Source organism: Flavobacterium amniphilum (assembly GCF_023634845.1).
GTDB lineage: Bacteria > Bacteroidota > Bacteroidia > Flavobacteriales > Flavobacteriaceae > Flavobacterium > Flavobacterium amniphilum.
Window position 1 is genome coordinate 324,835 of record NZ_JAMLJL010000003.1, and the last position, 25,570, is coordinate 350,404.

General features: G+C 34.4%; 25 protein-coding genes and 2 tRNA genes. 13 read left to right on the forward strand and 14 right to left on the reverse strand.

What is annotated here, in order from left to right; genetic code table 11:
- Positions 1-28: 28 nt before the first annotated feature.
- The 4 genes from NAT51_RS05210 to NAT51_RS05225 all read left to right on the forward strand — a co-directional run bounded on the left by NAT51_RS05210 (position 29) and on the right by NAT51_RS05225 (position 5,683).
- Positions 29-1,231 (forward strand): hypothetical protein, encoded by a 1,203-nt coding sequence (locus NAT51_RS05210; RefSeq protein WP_250596075.1) that lies wholly within the window; start codon positions 29-31, stop codon positions 1,229-1,231.
- A gap of 6 nt (positions 1,232-1,237) precedes the next feature.
- Positions 1,238-2,041: a tetratricopeptide repeat protein gene (locus NAT51_RS05215; protein ID WP_250596078.1), complete on the forward strand. Its 804-nt coding sequence runs from the start codon at positions 1,238-1,240 to the stop codon at positions 2,039-2,041.
- A gap of 161 nt (positions 2,042-2,202) precedes the next feature.
- Positions 2,203-4,395 (forward strand): peptidase domain-containing ABC transporter, encoded by a 2,193-nt coding sequence (locus NAT51_RS05220; protein WP_250596080.1) that lies wholly within the window; start codon positions 2,203-2,205, stop codon positions 4,393-4,395.
- A gap of 1 nt (position 4,396) precedes the next feature.
- On the forward strand, positions 4,397-5,683 hold the full coding sequence (locus NAT51_RS05225; protein ID WP_250596082.1) for an HlyD family secretion protein: 1,287 nt from the start codon (positions 4,397-4,399) through the stop codon (positions 5,681-5,683).
- 72 nt (positions 5,684-5,755) lie between these two features.
- On the opposite strand, the gene NAT51_RS05230 is transcribed toward NAT51_RS05225, so the two are convergent.
- The 5 genes from NAT51_RS05230 to NAT51_RS05250 form a co-directional block, all read right to left on the reverse strand.
- On the reverse strand, positions 5,756-6,703 hold the full coding sequence (locus tag NAT51_RS05230; RefSeq protein WP_250596089.1) for a DUF6371 domain-containing protein: 948 nt from the start codon (positions 6,701-6,703) through the stop codon (positions 5,756-5,758).
- A gap of 99 nt (positions 6,704-6,802) precedes the next feature.
- Positions 6,803-8,095, reverse strand: a complete 1,293-nt coding sequence (locus tag NAT51_RS05235) for a DUF3987 domain-containing protein (protein ID WP_250596091.1) — start codon at positions 8,093-8,095, stop codon at positions 6,803-6,805.
- A gap of 172 nt (positions 8,096-8,267) precedes the next feature.
- Complete coding sequence (locus tag NAT51_RS05240) at positions 8,268-8,564, reverse strand: helix-turn-helix domain-containing protein (protein WP_250596093.1); 297 nt, start codon at positions 8,562-8,564, stop codon at positions 8,268-8,270.
- Between the two features lie 83 nt (positions 8,565-8,647).
- On the reverse strand, positions 8,648-9,508 hold the full coding sequence (locus NAT51_RS05245) for a hypothetical protein (protein WP_250596100.1): 861 nt from the start codon (positions 9,506-9,508) through the stop codon (positions 8,648-8,650).
- A gap of 202 nt (positions 9,509-9,710) precedes the next feature.
- Positions 9,711-9,792: transfer RNA gene (locus NAT51_RS05250), tRNA-Leu, on the reverse strand.
- Positions 9,793-10,005: 213 nt separating this feature from the next.
- On the opposite strand from NAT51_RS05250, the gene NAT51_RS05255 reads away from it, so the two are divergent.
- The 3 genes from NAT51_RS05255 to NAT51_RS05265 all read left to right on the forward strand — a co-directional run bounded on the left by NAT51_RS05255 (position 10,006) and on the right by NAT51_RS05265 (position 13,585).
- Positions 10,006-11,394, forward strand: a complete 1,389-nt coding sequence (locus NAT51_RS05255; protein WP_250596102.1) for a dipeptidase — start codon at positions 10,006-10,008, stop codon at positions 11,392-11,394.
- 6 nt (positions 11,395-11,400) lie between these two features.
- Positions 11,401-11,952: a class I SAM-dependent methyltransferase gene (locus NAT51_RS05260; protein ID WP_250596104.1), complete on the forward strand. Its 552-nt coding sequence runs from the start codon at positions 11,401-11,403 to the stop codon at positions 11,950-11,952.
- Between the two features lie 64 nt (positions 11,953-12,016).
- Positions 12,017-13,585, forward strand: coding sequence for a flavin monoamine oxidase family protein (locus tag NAT51_RS05265; RefSeq protein WP_250596106.1), 1,569 nt, complete (start codon positions 12,017-12,019; stop codon positions 13,583-13,585).
- A gap of 45 nt (positions 13,586-13,630) precedes the next feature.
- Here NAT51_RS05265 and NAT51_RS05270 read toward each other — a convergent pair whose 3' ends face one another.
- Entirely contained in the window at positions 13,631-14,449 is an 819-nt protein-coding gene (locus NAT51_RS05270; protein WP_250596108.1) for a hypothetical protein, read from the reverse strand.
- 301 nt (positions 14,450-14,750) lie between these two features.
- On the opposite strand from NAT51_RS05270, the gene NAT51_RS05275 reads away from it, so the two are divergent.
- A complete protein-coding gene (locus NAT51_RS05275) occupies positions 14,751-15,851 on the forward strand; it encodes a DUF4407 domain-containing protein (RefSeq protein ID WP_250596117.1) in 1,101 nt (366 codons plus the stop codon).
- A gap of 85 nt (positions 15,852-15,936) precedes the next feature.
- Here the strand turns inward: NAT51_RS05275 and NAT51_RS05280 are convergent, their stop codons facing one another.
- Genes NAT51_RS05280 through NAT51_RS05290 form a run of 3 tightly spaced genes read right to left on the reverse strand, consistent with a single transcriptional unit; the run spans position 15,937 to position 17,839 of the window.
- Entirely contained in the window at positions 15,937-16,647 is a 711-nt protein-coding gene (locus tag NAT51_RS05280) for a PH domain-containing protein (protein WP_250596119.1), read from the reverse strand.
- A gap of 55 nt (positions 16,648-16,702) precedes the next feature.
- Complete coding sequence (locus NAT51_RS05285; RefSeq protein ID WP_250596121.1) at positions 16,703-17,068, reverse strand: MmcQ/YjbR family DNA-binding protein; 366 nt, start codon at positions 17,066-17,068, stop codon at positions 16,703-16,705.
- A 3-nt stretch (positions 17,069-17,071) separates the two neighbouring features.
- Entirely contained in the window at positions 17,072-17,839 is a 768-nt protein-coding gene (locus NAT51_RS05290) for a cyclase family protein (RefSeq protein ID WP_250596123.1), read from the reverse strand.
- Positions 17,840-17,893: 54 nt separating this feature from the next.
- Between NAT51_RS05290 and NAT51_RS05295 the strand changes: the two genes are divergently transcribed.
- On the forward strand, positions 17,894-19,657 hold the full coding sequence (locus NAT51_RS05295; protein ID WP_250596125.1) for a DUF4153 domain-containing protein: 1,764 nt from the start codon (positions 17,894-17,896) through the stop codon (positions 19,655-19,657).
- Position 19,658: 1 nt separating this feature from the next.
- On the opposite strand, the gene hemW is transcribed toward NAT51_RS05295, so the two are convergent.
- Complete coding sequence (gene hemW / locus NAT51_RS05300; protein WP_250596127.1) at positions 19,659-20,783, reverse strand: radical SAM family heme chaperone HemW; 1,125 nt, start codon at positions 20,781-20,783, stop codon at positions 19,659-19,661.
- A 38-nt stretch (positions 20,784-20,821) separates the two neighbouring features.
- Entirely contained in the window at positions 20,822-21,376 is a 555-nt protein-coding gene (gene ruvC, locus NAT51_RS05305; protein WP_250596129.1) for a crossover junction endodeoxyribonuclease RuvC, read from the reverse strand.
- Between the two features lie 55 nt (positions 21,377-21,431).
- Between ruvC and NAT51_RS05310 the strand changes: the two genes are divergently transcribed.
- From NAT51_RS05310 to NAT51_RS05320, 3 genes are read left to right on the forward strand one after another with little or no spacing between them, the layout of a single operon-like run.
- The gene (locus NAT51_RS05310; RefSeq protein WP_250596137.1) at positions 21,432-22,388 is read left to right on the forward strand and encodes a hypothetical protein; all 957 of its coding nucleotides are present in this window, start codon (positions 21,432-21,434) and stop codon (positions 22,386-22,388) included.
- Positions 22,364-23,464, forward strand: a complete 1,101-nt coding sequence (locus NAT51_RS05315) for a glycosyltransferase family 2 protein (RefSeq protein WP_250596139.1) — start codon at positions 22,364-22,366, stop codon at positions 23,462-23,464. Before NAT51_RS05310 ends, NAT51_RS05315 begins: the two co-directional genes overlap by 25 nt.
- 48 nt (positions 23,465-23,512) lie before the next feature.
- Positions 23,513-23,704 carry a hypothetical protein gene (locus NAT51_RS05320; protein WP_250596141.1) on the forward strand — a complete coding sequence of 64 codons (192 nt, stop codon included), beginning with the start codon at positions 23,513-23,515 and terminating at the stop codon, positions 23,702-23,704.
- 4 nt (positions 23,705-23,708) lie between these two features.
- Here the strand turns inward: NAT51_RS05320 and NAT51_RS05325 are convergent, their stop codons facing one another.
- Positions 23,709-24,182 (reverse strand): hypothetical protein, encoded by a 474-nt coding sequence (locus NAT51_RS05325; protein WP_250596143.1) that lies wholly within the window; start codon positions 24,180-24,182, stop codon positions 23,709-23,711.
- A gap of 68 nt (positions 24,183-24,250) precedes the next feature.
- Here NAT51_RS05325 and NAT51_RS05330 point away from each other — a divergent pair, with 68 nt between their 5' ends.
- Entirely contained in the window at positions 24,251-24,751 is a 501-nt protein-coding gene (locus tag NAT51_RS05330; protein ID WP_250596149.1) for a DUF456 domain-containing protein, read from the forward strand.
- Between the two features lie 181 nt (positions 24,752-24,932).
- Here the strand turns inward: NAT51_RS05330 and NAT51_RS05335 are convergent.
- Positions 24,933-25,009, reverse strand: a tRNA-Asp gene (locus NAT51_RS05335).
- Between the two features lie 206 nt (positions 25,010-25,215).
- Positions 25,216-25,551 carry a GIY-YIG nuclease family protein gene (locus NAT51_RS19795; RefSeq protein ID WP_394799685.1) on the reverse strand — a complete coding sequence of 112 codons (336 nt, stop codon included), beginning with the start codon at positions 25,549-25,551 and terminating at the stop codon, positions 25,216-25,218.
- Between the last annotated feature and the right edge of the window lie 19 nt (positions 25,552-25,570).

A 25,570-nucleotide genomic window follows, 5' to 3' on the forward strand; every position in this document is an offset into this window, starting at 1 on the left:
TATTTAATTTTAATAAAATATACATACAATGAACAATCCTCTATACGAAATTTCAAAGCCCTTTTTAGAAGATGGTAGCTCAAAAATCATTTTAAATTTTAAAATTCTTCTTTACAAGCAGAATGAAAGAGTATTTGAAATATTAGATTTTGAAAATAACCTAATATATAATGAGCCAACTCTATCATCTTTTTTTAATACTGAGGTTAATGAATGCCAATCAATAGAAAGCATACTTTATGGATACTCAAAAGGAAATATTCAAATAGAATTATTTACTGATGAATTTGGGAGAGTTTATCTACCCAATGTCGGTTGGTTTTTGACCACTTTTCAAAATGAATCTTTAATTTTTGACAAACAAACTTTCACATTAAAAAAAGGAGACACGAATATTAATTTCGATTTTGAAAAGCCAGCTTTAATTGAAAACACAAAAATTGAAATATACAAATACTCATTACCTCTTCTCAAACAATGTTATATAAACGTAAAAAAAGAACAGATTAATGTAGAAATAGAAGATATTACTAAAAGACATCTAAAAAATTTGACAAAAGCTTATCATATAATAAAAGAAAATATACCTACTCAATTTGAGCTAATTGAAAAATATGCCCCTAAATGTGTGATTTTTAACGTAGACACCTACCAGCGAAACTCTTTCGCTTCTAACAAAGCTCTTGGTGTTGGTTTTTACAATGCCTATCAAGAGGATTATGATGAAGTATTTTTTGTAGATGATATTGCACATCAGACTGGTCATGCAATTTTTAATTCTATGATTTATGAAGATAGTCGTTTTTTTAAAGTTGATAAAAACTTTACTCTTGAAACATTGACAATGCCAGATGGTTCACTAACAGAAAAACGTAGCTTATTAGTTCTTTTCCATGCACTATATACTTATTATTCAAGTTTTTTATGCTTAGATTCATGTCTTGAAAATAATGTCTTTAACACAAGACAAAAGCACGAAGCTCTTGGTAGAATAGCATTTTATATAAATAAATGCTGTAGGGATTTGTTACTTTTCGATAATCCAATACATTTGGACACAAAAGCTAATCAGTATTTTACTGAAGAAGGTATAATTATATATAATGAACTTAAAAATAAATGGAAAGAAATGCATCAAAAATGGTTTGAAAAAGTTAAAAATTTTGACTTGAGTAATCAGCCTTACAACTTTACCTTTTCCGAATTTATTGAACTCAATCCTTTAAAATAATACAACATGATAATGATAAGACTAATGCTCTTTTTAATATTATTTTCCACTTCATCTTGTAATTCTCAATCAAATTCAAAAGAGAAGAAAATTCGACAAGAAGAAATAATTAAAGAGCATTTAGAAAAGGGCGCATGGCGTCACATGATGTTTTCAAAAGAATGGCAAGAAAATATTGATTTAGGTTTGAAAAAAGATAGTACTATTGCCTATTTATGGCAACAAAAAGCTATGCCTTATTTTAAGCTAAGAAAATATGAAATAGGTATGCCTCTTATTGACAAAGCAGTAAAATATGATGCACAAAGATGGCAGCCGTATAGAGCATTTATTAAATGTATTTTTGCAAAAACATATACAGAAGCAATAGCCGATTTTGAAGATTGTAAAAAAAAATTTGGAAACAATTATGAAATGGATCATACTTACAATTTTTATATTGCTTTGTGTAAGTTGCAACTTAATCAGTATGATGAAGCGGAAAAATTACTTTCTGATTACATAAACGAAATGCTAAAAAAAAATGGTGAAGATTGGGTACATCCGACGGCTTTGTTTTATTATGGCATCTCAAAATATGAACAACAAAAATGGGTAGAGGCAATACACGAATTTGACAGAACTTTAAAATCATATCCAAATTTTTCAGATGTAAAATTTTATAAAGCTTTATGTCTTATGAGGCTTAATAAAGAAAAAGAAGCTAAGCTTTTATTTGAAGAAGGTGAAAAAGATGCTAAAACAGGATACACAATAAATGAAGATAATGCAGTTTATGAAAAATATCCCTATCAAGTAATATGGAAATAAATAAAATTCATCTTAGTTAGAAAATTTAGAAAAACAAGATTCCCAATAATTAAAGAATTGCATTAAATTAAAACAGATGAAAAATATTTACAATCTTAAAGTGATTGATGATTACCAATTTTAACAATCGTTTTAAAGGTTAATAAAAATAGTAAAAGTAAATGTTAAAAAAAGAATTTCCTCATTTTAGACAATTAGACCATAAAGATTGTGGTCCGACTTGTTTACGGATGATTGCTAAACATTATGGTAAAAATTTCTCAAGAGAATTTCTTAGAGACAAAGCAAGTATAACACGAACTGGTGTCACTATGGCAGGTATATCGGAAGCTGCTGAAGCTATAGAAATGCGAACATTGGGTATGCGTATTTCCTTAGAAAGTTTGATTACGGAAGCACCTACTCCTTTTATTGTACCATGGAGGCAAAAACACTTTGTGGTTATTTATAAAACGACAAAAAATAAAATTTATGTTGCAGACCCGGCACAAGGATTACTAAGTTATTCTCACGAAGATTTCAAGAAAGCTTGGACTACAAAAAATGAAGATACAGGTTTTGTATTGCTGTTAGAACCAAACTCTCAGTTCTATGTTTTAGAAGAAGACCAAAATAAAATCAAAGGATTCTCTTTTTTAATCCCTTATTTTAAACCTTATAAAAAATTAATTCGACAGTTATTTATAGGTTTATTAGTAGCTACAATTATCCAGTTTATTTTACCTTTTTTGATGCAAACGGTTGTTGATGTAGGTGTAAATAATCGTGATATTCCTTTTATTTATCTTATACTTATATCTCAACTCGTTTTAATATTATCACAAACTTTAGTTAGTGTTTTTAGAGAATGGCTTTTAATACATATTACCAGTCGTTTTAATATAAAAATGATTTCTGATTTTTTGTTTAAAATGTTAAAACTCCCTGTAAAATATTTTGACACAAGGAGTGCTGGAGAACATTTACAGAGAGTTACAGACCACACCCGTATTCAGAATTTTGTTTCCTCATCATCTTTGAATATGCTATTTTCGATGATAACTTTTATAATCTTCAATTGCATTTTAGCATATTATAATCTAAAAATATTTTTTGTTTTCATAACTGGAGCTATACTATATGTTGGCTGGACATTTTTTTTCTTAAAAAAGAGAGCAGATTTAGATTATAAACGTTTTGATGAAACATCGCAAAGTCAAAATAATCTATTGCAAATAATTAGTGGAGTAAAGGAAATAAAAATAAATAATTCTCAAAGAAAGAATCGTTGGAAATGGGAGTATAACCAAATCAGTCTTTTTAAAACCTCTTTAAGTACTTTGAAATTGGCTCAATATCAAACTATCGGGTCTTCATTTATCAATGAATTGAAAAATGTTATAATTACATTTTTGGCAGCAAAAGCCGTTGTTGACGGCAATCTAACTTTAGGAATGATGATTTCAACTCAATATATTGTAGGACAATTAAATTTACCTTTAAGCAATTTCATAACTTTTGTCCAAACTTGGCAAGATGCAAAAATAAGTTTAGAGCGATTGTCACAAGTTCATACAAGAGATGATGAAGATATAGTCTCTGCCAATAAAGCTAAAGAGTTACCTAATAATAAAACAATTGAGATAAAAGATTTATCTTATAGATACGGAGGAAAATCAACACCATTTGTTTTAAAAAACATTAATTGTATTATACCTGAAGGTAAAACTACCGCTATTGTTGGTGCTAGCGGAAGTGGTAAAACTACCTTAATGAAATTATTACTTAAATTTTATGAACCCACAAAAGGAAGTATTAATATTGATTCTGTTGATTTAAAAAACATCAACAATGACTTTTGGCGTTTAAATTCTGGAGCAGTAATGCAAGATACTTTCATGTTTAATGATACTATTGGTGGTAATATTTCAGAATCCGAACAAAATGAAATTATTGATAGAGACAAATTAAATAATGCTGCTTATGTTTCTAATATTGATGATTTTATTCAAAAATTACCTAATAAATATAATACAGAATTGGGTTCATCTGGTATTCGTTTAAGTGGGGGGCAAGAGCAAAGAATCATGATAGCAAGAGCAGTTTATAAAAACCCCTTTTATCTTTTCTTTGATGAAGCGACAAGTGCTTTAGATGCCAATAATGAAAAAGTAATAATGGAAAAACTAAACAATTTTATAACTGGTAAAACAGCCATAATAGTTGCACATAGGTTAAGTACTGTAAAAAATGCTGATAATATTATAGTCCTAGAAAATGGTGAAATTGTTGAACAGGGAACTCACGATGTCTTAACTAGCTTACGCGGAAAATATTATGAATTGGTAAAAAATCAACTAGAATTAGGAAATTAGTATGGAAGAAACGAATGATGGCTTAAAAATTTATAGTGAAGAAGTTAGGGATGTTCTTTCTAACCCACCAAAAGCAATTTTAAGATGGGGTAACACTATATTGTTTGGTTTTATAATGGTGTTAATTTTGATTTCTTGGTTTATAAAATATCCTGATGTAATTAATACTCAAATAATTATTACAACCAACGTACCTCCTGAAAAGTTAGTTGCCAAAGTACCTGGTAAAATTGAAACTATTTTTGTTAAAGACAAAGTAAATATAAATCAAAATACACCTTTAGCTATTATAGAGAATTCGGCTAATTATAGAGATGTATTTTTGTTAAAAAAAATTCTTGACACTTTCAATATTGATAAGGATAAATTCCCTTTTGACAAATTAAATTCGGCTCAACTTGGAGAAATAGAAAGTGCCTTTGCAGTTTTTAAAAGAGAATACATCGCTGATGAACTCAATACAAAATTGCAACCTTATCAAGTTGAGGGCAATGCCCAAAATTATGAAGCTTTACAACTAAAAGAGCGCTTAAATTTATTAAAGTCTCAAAAAGACATCAATCAAAATGAGCTTACACTTTTAAAAAACGATTTAAAGCGTTACGAAATTTTATACAAAAAAGGGATTATTGCTACTCAAGAAATTGAGAAACAAAAACTACTGTACTTGCAAGCGCAAAAGAGTTATAAAAGTTTGCTAAGCAATATTTCACAATTAAAATCGTCTTTAAATGAACTTAATAGAAACAGTAAAACCACACAAATTAATGAAAGTAAGGAAAATATAAATTTGGAGCGTAATGTCATACATGCTTTCTATCAACTCAAAAAAGTGATAAGGGATTGGGAGTTAAATTATGTTTTACGATCGTCAATTGATGGCAAAGTTACTTTTTTACAACTTTGGGCAGAAAATCAAACCGTAAATGCTGGGGATAATGTATTTGCAATAATTCCATCAAACGAAAGTGGCTATATTGGAAAGGTGAAAGCAACAGCGCAGAATTCGGGAAAAATAAAAATCGAGCAAACTGCAAACATCCGATTGGCAAACTATCCTGATAGAGAATTTGGAATGATTAAAGGAACTGTTAAAGCAATTTCTCTAACTCCCGACAAGGATGGAAACTTACTTGTTAATATTTCATTACCTAATGGGTTAGAAACTTCATACAAAAAAAGGATTGCTTTTCAACAGGAAATGAGTGGAACTGCTGATATTGTCACTGAAGATTTAAGGCTGATAGAGCGTTTATTATATCAATTTAGAGATATTTTTAAAAGGTGAGTAATTTTTAAAAGCCATGCAACTGCAATGTTAAATGGCTTTTTTTTAGCCCTTCAAAAAGTATAAAAATGATTATATAATTATTTTTCTGAAAACATCTTCCAAATCATTATTGTAAACCCTTTCGAGTTTTAATTGTTCGTCAGTTTTACCCTCGGTCATATCCCATATTTTGACATTGATTCTCAATGAAACAAAAAGTGGTATTTTATTTAAAATTATATTGACCGCATTTTCGTTCATATCGGGAATGATTAACACATTATGACCTATTAAACAACTTACTTTATTTTCTGTTAATCCGTTAATTCCACCATAAGCCACCCAAACATATTGAGGAAATAAAATGTAGCCTATAATAGCCGTTTTTTCGCTTTCTGTTAATACAATTATTTTCTTTGCCTTAATTTTATCATCAATCAAATGTTCACCAAATAAACAGTTGAAATAACCATCATCATTTTTATAAGGAACTTTAAATTTATTGGTTCGTTTACCGTTTGTATCATAGTACGCAATTTTAGCTTTTTGAACATTCAAATCGGTGTTAATGCTCCAAAATATTATACCTCCGTCTTTACTTGTTCCTAAAGCGTAAGTTTCTTTTGCATCTTCAGTCTTTAAATCCCCATACTTTTTGCGTAAATATTGCAAAAGATTGTTTTCGGGATTTACTTTGAAGTACTTCCATATTATGGATTCATCAATATATTTTTGAGCGATTTCTCTATTTGTAAAAGTTACTTTTGGTTCTCTTTTGGGTTTATTAATTGGAGCTAAAGAAATGGAGGCAAATCTATGCTCTAAATCATTCCAATAATATTCGTTTTCATTTTCATCAATGTATATTGAGGGTGGTAATGTTGCTTTTCCGCAGGAATGGCAATAACCAAATTCCTCACTTAGATTTTTATAGTTTACGAACTTGCCATCTGTGTTGCTTTTATGGCAACAAGGCGTTGTTATTTTGCGATTTCGTTTCACATCAAAAACAAGCTCTATTTCTCTTTTTTGTAACATTTTTTAGATTTTGTTCTGCAACCTGCAACTTGCAACTTTTGAAAAAAAGTCTGTTAAGCATTAATTTTACTGGCAGTTCAAAGATTTCACTGTTTAGTTTCAAGTTGCAGGTTTCATCAACTCATTATTCCATTTCCTTGAAATGGTTGATTTATTTATACCCGTAATTGCAATAACATCTTTCTGACTGGCATTGTTTTTTATGGCCAGTCTAATGATTTCTTCAGCTGTTGGTAGTTTCTCTTTTTGGGTAATATTTTCATCTAAAACAATTTTGAAGTTTATATAATAAAATTCAAGAATCAGGATTGCAATTTCAATGGTATCAATACTTATTTTACTCTGGTAGTCCTGCTTTTCAGAATTTAAAATTAGGTGTGTTAACAGGCTTAATTTATGAATGTTAATCATCATTTTTGAAATATACTCTTTACTTAAATCTGTTGCTTTGTTTTGACGATTTATTAATTCCTGTGAATAGTCAAAAAGGCGTTTATTGGCTTTCAAATCAAGTGCTATTTGTAAATCATCCATCTCGAAAGTGTTTTCTATTTCGGTACGGTAATTTAGAAGATTGATTAAGGATTTAGAATAGTTCTCATATACTTCAGTAGAAATATCATTTCTTGACAATTGGTCATTCATTGTGAGCTTATTGGTAAAGAGGATTCTGTCGATTAATCCGCTTTCTAAATTTCCATCTGCAAATAGTTTCGGTACAAATTGATGTTGAATTGAGCCTAACAAAGTAGGATATGATTTTTCAATCCTAAAACTCTCCGTTGTTTTGCGTGATATATCAATATGTTTATTGGTATTTCCCTGTAAAAAGAAAGTTCTCCAAGCCGTGCCCTCCGTACTGTTTTTATTTGCCATTTTTTCAATGATGAAATAGAGTTCATCTACAAAAATCCCAACGGAATATTTGTTCTTATAGTGGGTATATATTGCCGATTCAATAGTGGCATCCTGAAGAAACAATTGCTTTCTGTCAATCTTTTCAATTTCTTCTAAATCTGCATTGTTTCTTTTAAACTCCTTATATTTTTCATTGTCATATTTTACTAATGGTAAAGTAGCTAAATCCATAGCAGGGGATTTACTATCCCCACGGCTTCCGATTATTGCAAAATACAAATTGGCATAGTTTACATATCCCATTGCTTTAATTGAAAAGGCAAGACCACCAGCGTTACTAAAGGCAAACAATATGGAGCTTAACAAATATTCTTTGGGTATTCTCTTTAATGTAAATGCTTCATTAATTAACGACTTAATTTCAACAGGCATCTTGGAAATTATTTCCTCCAATTGATTAATAGCAATTTCTTTGTTAGTCTTAAAAGCATTCGCAATTTTATTATCAATATCGCTCAAACTATTTATTTCCATAATCATAATTTAGATGATTCTACAATTGCAATGGTGCGTTTGTTTTCATTGCAATTAGTTTTCTTTAATCTTTTGTTTGTCTACTTACTGAATTAGAATACATTACAGAACCATTGCAATGATATTTAAAGATAATTGCAATGGTTTTTTAGCAATACGATTTAGATAATCTCTATTGAGCAGGGAATTTATTCATTTGCTGTAAAGCAGTTAAGACTTCTGCTTTTTTGTAGCGTACTTTATTACCAATTCGGTAGGCGGGAATAATATCGTCTTTAGTCCAAGACCATAAGGTTACAAGTGAAACTGAAAGCATTTTAGCTGTTTCTTCCCTTGTTAGTAGTATTTCGTTATCGGGATTTTGCAAAGTAGTAGCATATCCTTTTAGAGCCTGAGTAACGTCCTTTACGATTTCATTTTTAAAATCATTAGCGTTGATGTTCTCGATTTGCAAGATTTCTTTAGCCATAACTTAATTGTTTATTTTAATTAATTATGACACAAACTTAATCTGGTCGAATGGGATTAAAACTATTAGGGTAACCCTGTGAGTTACCCTAATAGTTTTTTAATAATTTCATCTGCTTTTTTTCTGTCGTTTAAAAGTTTATCCGAATTTTGAGAACTTTTTTTATCAAGTTCAAGATAAATCTTTTTAATGTTATCCTTATTCTTTCCAAGTAGGTAGCTGAGAATCTCACCTTTTTTGGTGGCACTTATACTGCTCCAGTCTTTCATGTTTATAATTTCTTCAAGAAGAAAAATCTGCAATGAAGTATCAACAAAATTTGATTTCTGTTTAGTGTCTTTAAGTGTATTAATCTCTTCTTTACAAAAGTCTATTTGGCTTTTAATGGTATAATATTTTGTCCACATACTCAAAATATCCTTAGGAATATCTGATATTTCAAAATCTAAAGTTAAATACTTCTGAATAAAAGTGCTTTCTCCACTAAGACAATCAAAAATTAATTCCTGCCAATTTTCAAATCCATTAAATTCTTTTATTTCTGCATAAACAAGATATTCGGATTCATTTTTAACCTGTGAATATAAATCCTTATGTTTTTTCTCTAAGTATTTTATTTTATCATCGTTCTCAATTCGTCCTTGCAAATTGGTTAAAATCTTGTTTAAATCAAACTCTAGGTTAGTTACAACGACTTCTACAAAAAAGCGGATAGATATATATATTTCTTTTAAGATGTCTTGATTTATACTATATTCTTTTGATTCCAAAGTTATCAAAGTATCAAACTCTATTGAATTTGTTTTTTCGTTGTCAGTTAAAGATTCATCTTCAATAAAAACATTTTTCAGAACAAGGTTTTCTATATTTGAAAGTTCAAGTTCTTCGGGTTTAAATTTCTTTACAAATTTTCTGTCTTCAATTTCCTGATAATCGAAATTCATTTTACGGGATTTTTACTTATTTACATTTTCAAAAATAAACTTTTGCAATTAACAATAGCATTAGTCCTTTCAGTTCTCTTAATCTAAATTAATCAAATTAAATATATTTACATTTGATAAAAGATTTTGGGGAATTATCGGGGAATATTAAAATAAAAAATCTCTAAATCCTTTATTTACAAGTCTTTAGAGATTTTTAAAGTGCGGGTGATAGGACTCGAACCTACACGCCTTGCGGCACCAGATCCTAAGTCTGGCACGTCTACCAATTTCGCCACACCCGCAGGGTTTGTAGTACTTGGTGTTCTTGTGAAACACTCATTGTACTGGCGTTTGTGGGTGCAAATATAGACATATTTTTTAAATTCCAAACAAGAAATGAGAAAAAACAGATTTTTTTTAAACGCAGCCGAATTAACATAAAATTGCCATTTGTGTTTTGCCGTCGGGAATTTACATTTTGCTATCTTTGGCATCTACTATTCAAGCAAAAAACAATGGAAAACATAAAACAATACGTTCAGGATAATAAAGAACGTTTTTTAAACGAACTAATCGATTTATTAAAAATCCCTTCAGTGAGTGCCGACAGTGCTTATGCACAGGATGTGATTGACACGGCAAACGTGGTAAAAGCCAGTCTTGAAAAAGCAGGCTGTGATGTGGTGGAATTGTGCGAGACACCGGGTTATCCCATTGTTTTCGGAGAAAAGATAATTGACAAATCGTTACCGACAGTATTGGTTTATGGTCATTACGACGTTCAGCCGGCAGATCCGATGGAATTATGGACTTCACCTCCTTTTGAGCCGGTAATCAAAACCACCGAGTTACACCCTGAAGGCGCTATTTTTGCCCGTGGTGCTTGTGACGACAAAGGACAGATGTACATGCACGTAAAAGCATTTGAATACATGATCCAGAACAACTGCCTGCCTTGTAACGTAAAATTCATGATAGAAGGAGAAGAGGAAGTAGGTTCTAAAAGTTTAGGTTGGTTCGTAGAGAGAAACCAGTCTAAATTAGCGAATGACGTTATTTTGATTTCAGATACGGGAATGATTTCCAACCAGCAGCCATCCATCACAACAGGATTGAGAGGTTTGAGCTACGTGGAAGTCGAAGTGACCGGACCAAACCGTGACTTGCATTCCGGATTATATGGAGGTGCCGTGGCCAACCCTATCAATGTACTGACTAAAATGATTGCCTCGTTACATGATGAAAACAACCATATCACCATCCCGGGCTTTTATGACAAAGTGGAAGAACTTTCAACAGAAGAAAGAGCACAGATGGGCAAAAGACCATTCAGCCAGGAAGCCTACAATAAAGCACTTGACATTGCTGAAGAATATGGTGAAAAAGGATATACTACCAATGAAAGAAACTCCATCCGTCCAACTTTGGATGTAAACGGAATCTGGGGTGGCTACACCGGTGAAGGAGCCAAAACCGTTATCGCCAGCAAAGCTTATGCTAAAATCTCGATGCGTTTGGTTCCGAATCAGGACTGGGAAGAAATCACTGAATTATTCCAGAAACACTTTGAAAGCATCGCTCCAAAAGCCGTTACCGTAAAAGTAACACCGCATCACGGAGGGCAGGGATATGTAACACCGATTGACAGCATTGGGTATCAGGCCGCAGCCAAAGCCTATGCCGATACATTTGGAGTAGAGCCGATTCCGGTGCGTTCAGGAGGAAGTATTCCGATTGTGGCTTTATTCGAAAAAGAGTTAAAATCCAAAACCATCATGATGGGATTCGGATTGGACAGTGATGCCATCCACTCCCCTAACGAACATTTCGGGGTTTTCAATTACCTGAAAGGAATTGAGACCATTCCGTTATTCTACAAGTATTTCACCGAAATGAATAAATAAGAATCGGTGAGTAAGAAAAAATTTATCTCAGAAGTTTTAAAATCTACAGGAACTATAGGCGCTTTGTCGCCTAGTTCCTCTTTTTTGGCTGCTAAAATGTTGGAACCGATTGATTTCAGCAAAGCAGACTGCATTGTTGAATTTGGCCCCGGCACCGGCGTTTTTACCCATAAATTATTGGAAAAAATGAAGCCTGAAGCCAAACTGCTGGCCTTTGAAATCAATCCGTCTTTCATAGAGGAACTGGAAAAAATAAACGATCCCCGGTTGATTGTCATTAATGACAGCGCTGAAAAAATACAGGATTATCTGGACCAGCATCATTTTACATCGGCCGATTATATCATTTCGTCATTGCCGTTTGCGATGATTCCGGATGCCGTTGTCCATAACATCCTGACCAATTCGGACAATGCCCTGTCTGAAAACGGAAAATACATTCAGTTTCAGTATTCCCTTAATGCCAAAAAGAAACTACAGTCCTATTTTTCGGAAGTCAGAATCAATTTCACGTTTTTAAATCTGCCACCCGCATTTATTTACATCTGTTCAAAATAAAACAAAAGTATTTCTTGTCTTTCTTTCAATTTTTTTAAGTTTGTCCTACAAACAAAACAACAAAATGAAAAAGACAATTTGTATTGCCGGAGGAGGAATTTCCGGACTATACAGCGCACTCCAACTTAGCAGTCTGGACTATAATGTCATACTACTCGAAGCTTCGGAAAATCACTGGGGCGGACGGATCGAGACCACTGTTTTGGAAAACTTTGTGACCGAATGGGGGCCGATGCGGTTTGAGACCAAATTGCAGCCTAAATTCGGTAAACTGATAGACGATTTAAAAATCGACCTGGTTCCTTTTAACGGACCGCAGGCCAATCCGTCCCAATTCCCGCAGTATGATTTGCCGTTACAGGAGCAAAACCTGAATGCGTTGGATTTATTGCGGAAAGGAATTTTGCTGATGATGGGCAAGAATCCGAACAACCCTATTGATTTTGGCTGCCAGAACTGGATTGACAGTCTGACCGAAGATGATTTCAGGACCATGCGCAAGGAAGCTACCTTAAACGGGAAATTCATGTGGAAGATGGGATTTTGGAATGCTTTGAGTGAAGACGGAATATTATCGCATCAGGCCCTGATGAAAATACGCGATACGGGAACCTTTTACCATATGATTCCTGACAACCTGAATGCCATTGAATGGGTAATCTGGTGGTTGCGTGCTTTTAAAACAGACGGTCAGATATTGGCTACTATCAAAAAAGGGACAGATGAGATTACCAAGCAGATGCTTTTAAAGCTACAGGAAAGATCAAACGTTACCCTTATTAACGGCGCAAGATTAGTTTCATTCAAAAATAATGAAAAGAATCAAGCAGAAGCCGTTTATACCAAAAACGGAGAAAAATTAACCCTTACAGCAGATCATTTATTATTGGCCATGCCACAATACCCGTTGAAAAAGCTAAGCCATTCCTTACCGGAAAAAATCAGGGAGCAACTGGACAGCGTGAACGGTTTTGCGATGACCAAAGTATTCTTCATTCTTGACAAACCGTGGTGGGAATACAACCAGTCTCCACAGGCAAGAGCCAACAGGATGCCTACCCGCGAGATTCATTATTTCCGCCGTTCCAAGACCAATGATTTTGACGGTTTCGGCATGATCCTGCTTTACACCGACAAACCTGCAACAGAATTCTGGAATTACTATATCGAAGACCGCAATAAGCATGAATTTGCCGAAGTGAACAACAACGACGAAATCAAGCAACAATTTGCCAATTTCATGTCGAAAGACGTTTTCCGCTCACTACAAGGCAACGAAGCCATGTCGACCACCGGTTTACAACTGACCAAAGAAGCCTTGTTTAAATATGCCAATATGAGTTTGGGCGAAATCAAGGCCGATATTGAAAAATCAATTGTTTCCTATGGAATCCGTGACTGGTCGTGTGCTCCGTACGGAGCCGGAAACCATTGCTGGAGGCCGGGTGTGAAATCCTGGGAAATCCAGCAGCAGTTCAAAGCTTTTGCTTTAGACAATTCTGATGTAAAAAACATTCATATTATCGGGGAAGCCTATTCAGACTATACCGGATTTATTGAAGGTGCCATCAATTCTTCCGATTGGGCACTTGAAGAAATCACCGGAAAAAAAATGGTGATCGATTTCCAATAAAAAATAAAGCCACAAAGCCATTAACGGCTTTGTGGCTTTATTTTTTTATTTCTGTAAGCCCACTTCATTACGGTAAATATAATCCCCGTGATTTGGTGAAAAATACTTGTTTAATTTTTTATCGAATTCTTTCATTTTAGTCTCGTCTTTCCAGTATGCCTTGGCCAGTTCATCATCTTTTGCCCAGGCTTTTTCAAGATCAGTCAGACTATCATACACAAACACCTCAACAAACTCACCACCTTTTGAACCCCAGGCATGAGCGTAAGTGTAATACGCCTTAAGCAGGTCATTTTTATTAACCAGATTATCCATTACTTCTTTAAACAACGCTTCGAATTCTTTTTCCGTGCCGTCTTTAGGTTGGGCAAAAGCACTTTTCCGGATATAATAAACCAATTGCTTATCAGGAGTTTTAGCCAGGGTTTTACGGTAAGGCAACACGGTGTAGATTTCATCCGAGTGTTCGTTATTGTAAAAAACATTTCTTTTCTCATAAAAAGCTTTCCGGTCTTTTTCTTCAGGCCAGGCCGCTTTAATTAATTCATTTTCCTTCTCCCATGCCTTATCAATGGCATTCCAGTCATCATACATTTGAACCAAAACTATTTCAGTATTGTCTTCCGTAAAAAAATGAGTGAGGATGTTATGATTTTTCACATAAGGGTTTTTCATCACCACTTTATCAAAGTACTCTTTTTCGACTTTAAGCCAGTCTTCTTTTTTTAAATCGGGGTTTGAAGTATTTCTGTGCAGAATCGTAACCGTTAAAAAACCGGGTGCTTTTTCCTGGGCCTTTGCCGAAAAACCCATACCCAAAAGGATTAGAAAAAATCCCAAAATCTTGTAATGAATTGCTCTCATAATTTCAAAAATTAAGTTTAAAAAAAAAGAATCAAACCTGTTTTTAAATCCTTGAATACGTGGATTTTTGAGAACACATGAAAAGTGGTGTAAATTTACGATAATTTTAACTTAAAAATCTGATTATCAATAAAATATAATTAATTAGATTTGCCATTTGAAAGCAGTCATTATTTATAAGTCAAAATAAATCAGCGATTTACATAAAATTTCTTTTTTTGGTCTTAAATTTGCTGTATCATCAATCAACCCAAAGCGCTTTGGAATTTCCGGAGTGCCAAGGAGAAAACCTTAATCAATCATGTTAAAACGTTTTTTCATTCTGTGCTCCGGCGCAGACCGCGAGCTGCTCTCATCATGCAGCGAAGGCGAACAAACCAAGTATGTTGGAATTGGCGCCACAGTTTTCTTCACAGCTGTTATGGCTTTTTTAGCCAGTGCCTATGCGCTGTTCACTGTTTTTGACAATACAGCCTACGCCTTAGCCTTCGGTACCGTTTGGGCCTTATTGATTTTCAATCTGGACCGTTTTATTGTTTCAACCATCAGGAAAAGAGACAATCTAATGGCCGAATTAGCACAGGCTTCACCCCGTATTATTCTGGCCATGATTATTGCAATCGTCATTTCTAAACCATTGGAAATCAAAATCTTTGAAAAAGAAATCAATACCGTTTTACTAAAAGAGCGAAACGCCATGGCGATTGCCAATAAAAATCAGGTTTCCAATTATTTCAAGGGAGATGTGACCAAAAACCAGTCGGAGATAGACAGCATCAAATCGAATATCAAAGCCAAAGAAAAAGAAGTCGCCGATTTATACCAATCCTATATCACCGAAGCGGAAGGAAGTGCCGGAACCAAAAAAATGGGTAAAGGTCCGATATACAAAGAAAAAAGAGAGGCACATGATCTTGCGTTACGCCAATTGGATTCTTTGAAAGCCAATTCGGCCAAGACCATTGCCGATAAAGAAGCCAGAGCCAAAACCCTTCAGACCGATCTTGATAAAAAAGTAGCCGATTCAAAGCCTATTATTGACAATTTTGACGGATTAATGGCCAGAATCAATGCATTGGGCAAGTTACCTTTGTTACCGTCACTTTTTATCATGTTGCTATTCCTGGCGATAGAAACCTCACCTATTATTGCCAAAATGCTGTCACCGAAAGGAGAATACGATTATAAACTGGAAGACAATGAAACGGCTTTGAAAACACATATTGAGCAGAATAACTTCCAACGTGTTTTACAGAAAGAAACTGATGCCATTATTTACAATCAGATTTATGAAGACATCCGCTCTGATAAGGAAGTATATGCGTATAAGAAAAGATCGGCTATTGAACTTCTTAAGTTGCAATCAGACAGTTATGCCGATAAGCAGAAAAGTGTGATGTAATAATTATAGCCGAAAGACCAAAGTCATAAAGTAAAAAAGCCGGAAGCATTACACTTCCGGCTTTTATTTTTAACAGTGATGATTTTTACATATACTGTAAAACTTCCGCCTTTAAACGGTCATACTCCCCTTGAAGGATCAATCCGTTATCCAATAGTTTTTTATAGTTTTGAAGCTTGGCAAAAAGTTCTTCGCTGTTCATTTCGTTCAACTTTTTCTCACCAGGAGTTGTTGCCGCAATTACTTCGGTAACCGTTTCCTGAACTGCCGGTGTTGAAGGCATGATTTCGGCAAAAGAAGTTACTTCTTCCACTTCCACTTCTTCCACAACAGCTTCAACAATTGGTTCAGCAACCTGAGTTACGGTTTCAGGAGCCGGTGTTACGGCCGTTGCTACAGGATTCTTCAATAAGTCCAATTGTTCTTTAGCGTAGGTATATAATTTACGCGCTTGGTTCTTTGGCAAATAATCTACAGTATGCGTCAATTCCGTTTTAGTTGAAAATGAAAAATCAGAACCCAGGATACCTTCTTTCACAAAAGTTCCTGCTATTTCGTCCCAGTTAAAATCATTGAATTCCATTGACAGACCTAAATTCTTCGGTTTGCATAAAATGATACGTTTGTTTGTTACCACAATGCTGTCCGGAAAAACGGTAATTGCCGGTTTTTTTTGCACAGCGATATAACCTACTTCTTCATTACTCATTAACAGGTTTTCCAATTTAGCAGTGATTTTCTCAATCGCTTTCGGATCCTGGTCTTCGTTTAATATTTTCTTTAAATTATCAATCATAACTATTTATCCGTTAATTTTTGTTCTACTATTTGCATCAAAAGTAATGCCTAAATTAAGAATTTAATACTTCCGCCTGCAATTTCTTTGTTAAACTTTTAAACACCAAATCATACGAATGGTCAATAAGTTCCTTCAGAAAAGCATCATTCACAGAACCGTTTACTTTTACCGTATTCCAATGTACTTTGCTCATGTGGTATCCTGCCTGTATATCATCAAATTGTCCGCGCAATTCCAATGCTCTTTCGGGATCACATTTTAAATTAACAGCAGGATTGTTATTTTCCCATTCTTTTAGTGATGATAAGGCAAACATTTTACCGCCGACTTTAAAAACCAGTGTGTCTTCATCAAAAGGAAAATGTTCGGTTACGCCTTTCTTAGCCAGGCAATATTCGTAGAAAACATCAATGGTCATATTCTATTCAATTTTATATAAAACGGGTTTACTTGGCGATGCATCATTTTCAAACGACGCAATCTGAAGGTTTAGTATATAACTCCCGTCGGCCACTGTATCTTCCACAAAAACCATTTCTGTGATCGTACAATTTATTCTGGCATCCGGATTCAGGTTATTGACATCAGTAACATTCCAAAAAGCCTTATGTGCCAATAATTTCCCTTCATCATGTTCACGGTCGACACTTGGCAGATCAATCAGCAAATGTTCGATTCTGCATTCCCGGATAAAAAGAGCCGCTTCTTCCAATAGGTATGGCCAATTCGTATTCGAATATTTCTTTGACCGCTTATCATCTGAATTGGGCAATGTGCGGATTACGATAGCCTGTGTACGGTTTTCTCCCAAGGCCTTTTCAATCTGGTCTTTGGTTATCACAAAATCTTCTCCTGATGCGACAGGCTGTACCGAAATCACTTCGGCTGTAAAAAAGAACTGTTTCAGACATTGATTGATACTGAAAAAATCGCGTGTGATATGTCCCAGGCATTCAGTGTGCGTGCCATGTCCGTGTGGATTAAAAGCAATGTTGTTGAAGTTGGTCGAAGAACTTCCTTCAGAAACCTTCCCTACCCAATCCCCGAAACGTACCGGTTCGATTACCGGCTTATCAATATACCAGGCAACAGGATTCTGATCGGTGTTTGAAATCGGTAATGAAATATCAATGGGTTTCAATAAATCTATCTGAAAAGTCTTATTATTTTGTGATATGTCAGCTATCATATTTTAATGCGAATTTTTGTAAATTTACATTTCTATCCTTTATCCGGTCAAAAAATGAACAAAAAACTGAACGAAATTTTCCAGAAAGCCACTCAGACGATTGTACGTTATCCTATTGTTTTATTAATGGCGCTTCTAATGGCGCTAACAGCAGTTCATCTGATTGAAAACAAAATGGAATACAATCACGAATATTTCTTGACCAGGATTTTATTCTGTGCTTCACTTGGAATTTCATTATTTTTTGGTTTAAAGATGTTATCACAAAGAATTGGAAGAGAATTACTACTGACTATTGCAGGCTTGCTTTTTCTGGTTGGTTATTACTTTATTTTACCGAAGAAAAGAGAAGATTTTAATGATTTTTATGCGTTTATCATAGCGCCCACTTATCTTTTAACCCATTTACTGGTTGCATTTGCACCTTATCTGAGAAAGGAAAATACCGAAAAAAGCTTTTGGGAATACAATAAAAACCTGTTTGTAAACTTTGCACTTACCTTGATTTTTACAGGAGTACTCACAGCCGGTGTTGAACTCGCCATCGTTGCTGTAGATCAACTTTTCACATTCAAATTTGACAGTTTGATCTATCCGAAAACTTTTTTCATGATGGCAATTTTCGGGAGTACTTTTATCTTTTTGCTCTTTAATGAAGCCGGCCTTGATTTTCTGGAAAAGGAAAGTGAATACCCAATTGTATTGAAATTTTTCACCCAATTCATTCTTATTCCGTTACTTTTTATTTATGTAGTGATTCTCTATTTTTATTCCGGTAAAATATTATTGGCCTGGGAATTACCTCGTGGTTGGGTATCGTATCTGGTTTTAGCCTATTCAGTAGTAGGGATTTTAGCCTTATTATTGGTTCATCCGTTAAAAGAAGTTGCCGCCAGATCATGGGTAAAAGCATTCAGTAAAATATTTTATTTCAGTCTGATTCCTCTTGTTGTATTGTTATTTACAGCTATTTTCACCCGATTATTGCAATACGGATTTACCGAACCCCGTTATTTTGTGTTGTTATTAGCCATATGGGTTTCTACTATTGCACTATACTTTATCTTCAGAAAGGAAGCTACTATTAAATTCATTCCGGTATCCTTGTTTTTATTCGGGTTATTTGCTTTGATTTTTCCTTATTTCAATGCACTTTCCGTTTCAAAAAGGAGTCAAAAAAAGGAATTGGAAAACATTTTAATGGCAAACAACTTATTAGAAAAAGGCAAAATCAATTTCAGCAAACCTGTTATTGACACTGTTGCCAGACAGATTACAAACAAATTTGAGTACCTGAATGAACGATTTGAAAAAGAATATCTGGCAAAATTTCTTATGGACAGCATTAAAGCTAAAAAAGAATTCATAAACGGAAACTTCTGGGATTATGCCGCTTTTTTTCCTAACATAAAATCTACAACATCAACAAAAAACGCAACTTTTCTCAATCTTATTTCAAAGAAAACCTTTTCTACTGTTGAAAATTATCAATACATCATACAACTTAACAGTTATGAAAACCCCGAAGTCAAAATTAAAAATGACATTTTCAAAATAAATAAGACCGCCAGTAGAAAAGATTTTATTACAATAACGCTAAATTCAAAACAAAGTATAGATCTTACCCCACAGGTAAAAGCCATTTTCAAAAAATACAATTTCAATGCATATAGTATTGAAACAGATGACCTATTCATCGAAAACAGCATAGGTAATTATCAATTCCGATTGAATTTCAGCAATTTGAACAAATCAGATTATTCAGGAGAAATTGAGTATAGCTTTGAAAATGCCATCTTATTGTTAAAGGAAAAGTAGCTTACACCCAAAATAGGTCGGATGCGATACCATCGCAAAAGAACTTCCCTTTTTTAGTGGTTTTCAGGATATTGTTTTCCAGCATCAGTTTATCATCATCCAGAAAACGTTGGGCATTTTCAAGAAGGTATTTTACATATCCGGTACCGAATTCATTTTCAACACGGTCAATGGAAACACCCCAAACCGTGCGCAAACCCGTCATGACGTATTCGTTATAGCGATCTGCTTTTGTCAATGTTTCCAGCTGGCTTGGCAATTTATTTTCTTCTAAGGCTTTTAAGTAGAAAGTGTTGTTTGAAACATTCCAGCTTCGGTTTATGCCATTGTAACTATGGGCGGAAGGGCCAATTCCGATGTACTTTTTACCAAGCCAATAAGCCGAATTATTTCGGGAAAAGTAATTGGGTTTCCCGAAGTTCGATAATTCATAATGCACAAAACCATTGGCTTCCAAAATATCCACCAGCATTAAAAACTGTTCATGGGCCATTCCTTCATCCAATGCAGGAACACTCCCTTTTTCGATCATTTTTTCCAAAGCCGTTTTATGTTCGACTGTTAATGCATAACTCGAAATATGTGGAATTCCCAAATCAAGTAATGTTTGGATATTCTGTTTCCATTTATCGTTTGTGAGTCCGGGAATACCATAAATCAAATCGGCTGTAATATTATCGAAATACTTAACGGCGGTTTCGAGACATTTTCTGGCTTCGGATGCATTATGGGCACGGTTCATCAGTTTAAGATCTTCCTCAAAGAAAGACTGGATACCAATTGACAAACGATTTACCGGTGAATTTGCCAATTCAACAATCCGTTCATCACTTAAATCATCTGGATTTGCTTCCAATGTGATTTCAGGATTAGAAGTAACTTTATAATTACCATATACAGTATCAATGAGCAATTGGATATCTTCATTTTTTAAAATAGAAGGTGTTCCGCCACCAAAATAAATGGTTTCCACCATTTCATCCTTAAACTCATCCTTACGCAATATAATTTCTTTGGCCAAAGCCAAAACCATAGCCTCACTTTTCTTCATCGATGTCGAAAAATGAAAATCGCAGTAATGACATGCCTGCTTGCAAAAAGGAATATGAATGTAGATACCGGCCATAATTAATTTTCAATCACTGTTTAGATCTAAGAACTGAATTATTTTTTTATTCTGTCTTCATTTTGTTTCACAAAAGCATCCCAGCCGGAATAACTCTTTCCTACTGTTACCCTACCGGTATTAAAAAAATGACATACAGCGGCCGCCAGACCATCGGTACTATCGAGGTTTTTAGGCAATTCCTTCAACCCCAACAACTGTTGAAGCATTTTTGCCACCTGTTCCTTACTCGCATTTCCGTTACCGGTGATCGCCATTTTTATTTTTTTGGGTTCATATTCGGTGATAGGAATTTGGCGAGACAATCCTGCCGCCATGGCAACACCCTGTGCACGGCCTAATTTCAGCATTGACTGTACGTTTTTACCAAAGAAAGGAGCTTCAATGGCAATTTCATCCGGATGATAGGTATCGATTAATTCTATGGTACGTTCAAAAATACGTTTCAGACGCATATAATGATCGTCCATTTTATTTAATTGCAGTTCGTTTAGCTGGACAAACTCCATCTTTTTATTCACCACGCGGATAAGTCCGAATCCCATTATTGTGGTTCCCGGATCGATTCCCAGTATGATACGTTCGTTTGACACTCTTTTATTTGAAAGTTTAAAGTTTATCAGTTCAAAGTTTCGTTACTTTGTCCCGATGATAACAGTGAATGACAAAACTAAGCAATTCCTTATACTTCTCCTCAAACTTTTGATTGTAGGAGGCGCATTTTATTTCATCTACGACCGTTTAGCCACAGATACACAGTTAAGCTGGTCCCAGTTTAAAACATTATTAATCAGTAAAGCTTCGGTTGGCAATGTCTGTTTTATTTTACTACTTTCCTTTTTGAACCGGTATCTGGAGATTCTCAAATGGCAAAATTTAGTGACTGTGATAGGTTCTATTTCGTTTGGCGAGGCAAGCAGACAGGTTTTAGGCGCATTGCCTTTGGCACTTTTTACCCCGAACGGAATTGGCGAATATGCCGGAAAAGCCTTGTTTTTTGAAAAAGAGAAAACCAAGAAAGTTATTTTCCTTAATTTAATCTGCAACGGCATCCAAATGATCCTCACGGTTATTTTCGGAGTCTTCGGATTATTGTATTTCAATGCCTGTTTTAACATCATAACTCCCGAAAGAGTCATTATCATTTTCGGTGTATTTCTCCTTGTGTTTCTTTCCGTTTTCTTCCTGAAAAAAATCAATATTAAAGGATATTCCATTGAAAAACTCATTCATAAAATCAATGCAATTCCAAAAAGCATCCATAAAAAAAATATTGCATTAGCGATTGCCCGTTATCTGGTATTTTCCCACCAGTATTACTTTCTGCTTTTACTATTAGGAGTTGAATCGACCTATGCATTATTAATGGCAACGATAACAAGCGTCTATTTTCTGGCTTCTTCATTACCCAGTTTCCAGTTTCTGGATTTTGCCGTTAAAGGCAGTGTGGCGGTATTTTTTTTCGGATTATCAGGCATTAGCGAGTGGATAGTGATTTTTATCAGCACACTCATGTGGTTTTTAAACAATGTGTTACCGGTAGCAATCGGCAGTTATTATGTTTTCACCTTCAAATCCAAATGGAAACAGGAATCATTATCATAACCAGTTGGTACCTATTCAATATACTTTGGCTTATTTATGGTTTTGCCAAAGTAAAATCATTCGTTCCAGAAAATACACATCCGATAAACAGTTTTTCGGTAATTGTTCCATTCCGGAACGAGGCGCATAATCTTCCGAAACTTTTGGAATCGTTTAACAGATTAAATTACCCTGTGGATTTATTTGAAGTGATTTTGGTTGATGATGATTCTGAAGAAAAATTCCAAATTCCAAATTCCAAATTCCGAGTTTCGCTGATAGAGAACGAGCGGAAAACCAATTCCCCTAAAAAAGACGCCATCAATACTGCCATTCAAAAAGCCCGAAACACCTGGATTGTCACAACTGATGCTGATTGTATTGTTCCCAAAAACTGGCTTGCAGCTTTTGACAGTTTTATTCAACAATACCGGCCTAAAATGATCGCCTCAGGTGTATATTATCAAACCGGAAATTCTATTCTTGATTGTTTCCAGCAATTGGATCTGTTAAGCTTGCAGGGAACCACTATAGGGAGTTTTGGCAACAGTCAGGCTTTTATGTGCAATGGTGCCAATTTTTCTTACCGTAAAGATTTTTTTGGAGCGCTTGGCGGATTTAAAGGAAACAGTACAATCGCCAGTGGAGATGATGTTTTTTTATTACAGAAAGCTATTCTTAAAGAAGAAACCGGAATACATTTTATAAAATCGAATCAGGTTTTGGTTCAGACCCAAACCGAGAAATCCTGGAGCGGTTTATTTCATCAAAGAGTGAGATGGGCAAGTAAAACCGGAAACTACAACGGTATTTACAGTAAGCAATTAGGATTAAGTGTGTTTTTAACGAATTTTATTTGGATACTGACTTTAATTTTGTCCATATTAGGCTTAATAGACTATAAATTCCTTGTATTATTCATACTTGTGAAATTTTCAATTGACAGTATATTGATTTTAAAAACCGCTCATTCCTACCGGATACGCATCAAATATCTTATAACCTGCAGTGTAATTTATCCTTTTTTCAGTACGGGAGTTGTATTCTATTCATTTTTCGGGAGCTATAACTGGAAAGGAAGAACATTCAAAATGTAACATTTATAGGATTACAGCTACTAATTATTTAAATAAGAAATTTAACAAATGGAAAATCAACTTCAAAACACAAACAAAAAAGGAACAAAATTTGTCGTAATCGGTTTAATGCTTTTAACCATATCCTTAACAGCATTAAGAGACCACCACACTTTTAAATCCATCGGATTAATTGCCAGCGCCCTATTTTTCATTTACAGCATTTATCTGAACATCCAGAGAATCCGTTCAAAAAAATAATCTTTTATTTTAAAACAACAGGAATAATAAATTCAGATTTCACTTTGATACCTCTTTTGATAGCCGGTTCCATTAGAGGAAAATCTGAAAGTTTGGACTGTAAAACACTATCAGCTTTCACTTTATCAAAAGAAAGTGTATCAATATCAAAATGAGACACAAAAGTAATCATGGCATCAGGCAACACGGTAACTTTTACTTTCAACGTGTCTTGTTTCGGATATAATGATTTTATGGTATCATTGTTCAGATGCAATTCCAGTTGAGAGGAAACGTAATCAAAAAAACATTGTTTACGCTGCAATTTATCTGTAATGGAATCACATTCTGTTGTTGACGGGTATTCATCAACTTCATCCCAATTAATTTTATTGAGCTCTTTTTGTAGTAATTCCTCTTTTGCAGGAACATTTTTTTCAAAATACTGGCAGCTTTGTATTAATGGGAATACAGCGATAAGAAGACCAATTTTTTTCATTTGTGACAGCAAGTGGAGGTAATTTATAAATGTTTATATTTAGTGTCAAAAGTAATAAAAATAGTAATATGGATTCAACATTGTTAATTATAGGACTGATTTGCTCTGTCGTTGGCGTCTTTGGCAGTTTCCTGCCTGCATTACCAGGACCCGCATTAAGCTGGATTGGTTTATTGCTGTTGTATTTAACAGAATCAATTCCCGACAATTACTGGATACTTGGAATCACCCTTTTTATCACAATAATTGTTACCATATTGGATTATGTAATCCCAGCCAAAGACACAAAACGGTTTGGAGGAAGTAAATACGGCATCTGGGGGACTAATATAGGATTGATTGTCGGCTTAATTTCCCCCATACCTTTCGGATTTATAATTGGTCCATTTGTGGGAGCATTCATTGGAGAACTATATTACGACAAACAAGACCATCAACGCGCTTTGAAAGCTGCCACCGGATCGTTTATCGGTTTTCTTGCATCCACTTTTATCAAGTTTGTGGTTTGCATAGCTTTCTTAGGGACTTTTATTTATGTCGCCTGGGATTACAAAAGTCTTCTTTTTTAAAAACCGGTAGATTCCAATTTTACAAAATAAAAAAGCTCCGTTAATACGGAGCTTCATTTTTTCTGGTCTCGTCTGATGACGAGAGGACTCGAACCCGCCCCATGTGTGACAGGCATATATTCTAACCTTCCAAGAATTATAGAAATAAAAAAGCCCTTCAAATGAAGAGCTTCCTTTTTACTGGCGGTCTGGACGGGACTCGAACCCGCGACCCCATGCGTGACAGGCATGTATTCTAACCAACTGAACTACCAAACCAGTGCTTTATTGCGGTTGCAAATATACAACCGTTTTTCATTTCTGCAAGTGTTTTTAATCATAAAGCACTCATCTTTCCAATATTTTTTATTGCTCCAAATGTAACTTCCTTACACTAAACGGTTTTCAAAACGAAATAAATTACACGGACCCAAAAACAAAACCGGCATAAAAATAAAAAGCCCTCCAATCAAATGGAAAGCTTTTCATCTCGTTGTTAACAACGAGACTACTAAACCATCCCGATTGTCTTTTTTCTGAACTAGCCTCTCAATAGAAGCCCGATTAAGTCTCTTCAACCTCTTCTCTTCTTTCAAAGCTTCTGCCTTACTTTCGAAAGACATAGAAAAAACCAATTCCCAATCACAAACTGAAGATGTATAATTGCTCACACCTGCATTATGCTTTGCAAGTCTGGTTTCTAAATCAGATGTAAACCCTTTATAATAAACATCTTTTGATAACGAATAAATAATATAAACGCAAAACATAAACCGGCATAAAAATAAAAAAGCCCTCCAATCAAATGGAAAGCTTTTCATTGGTCTAACTACTAAACCA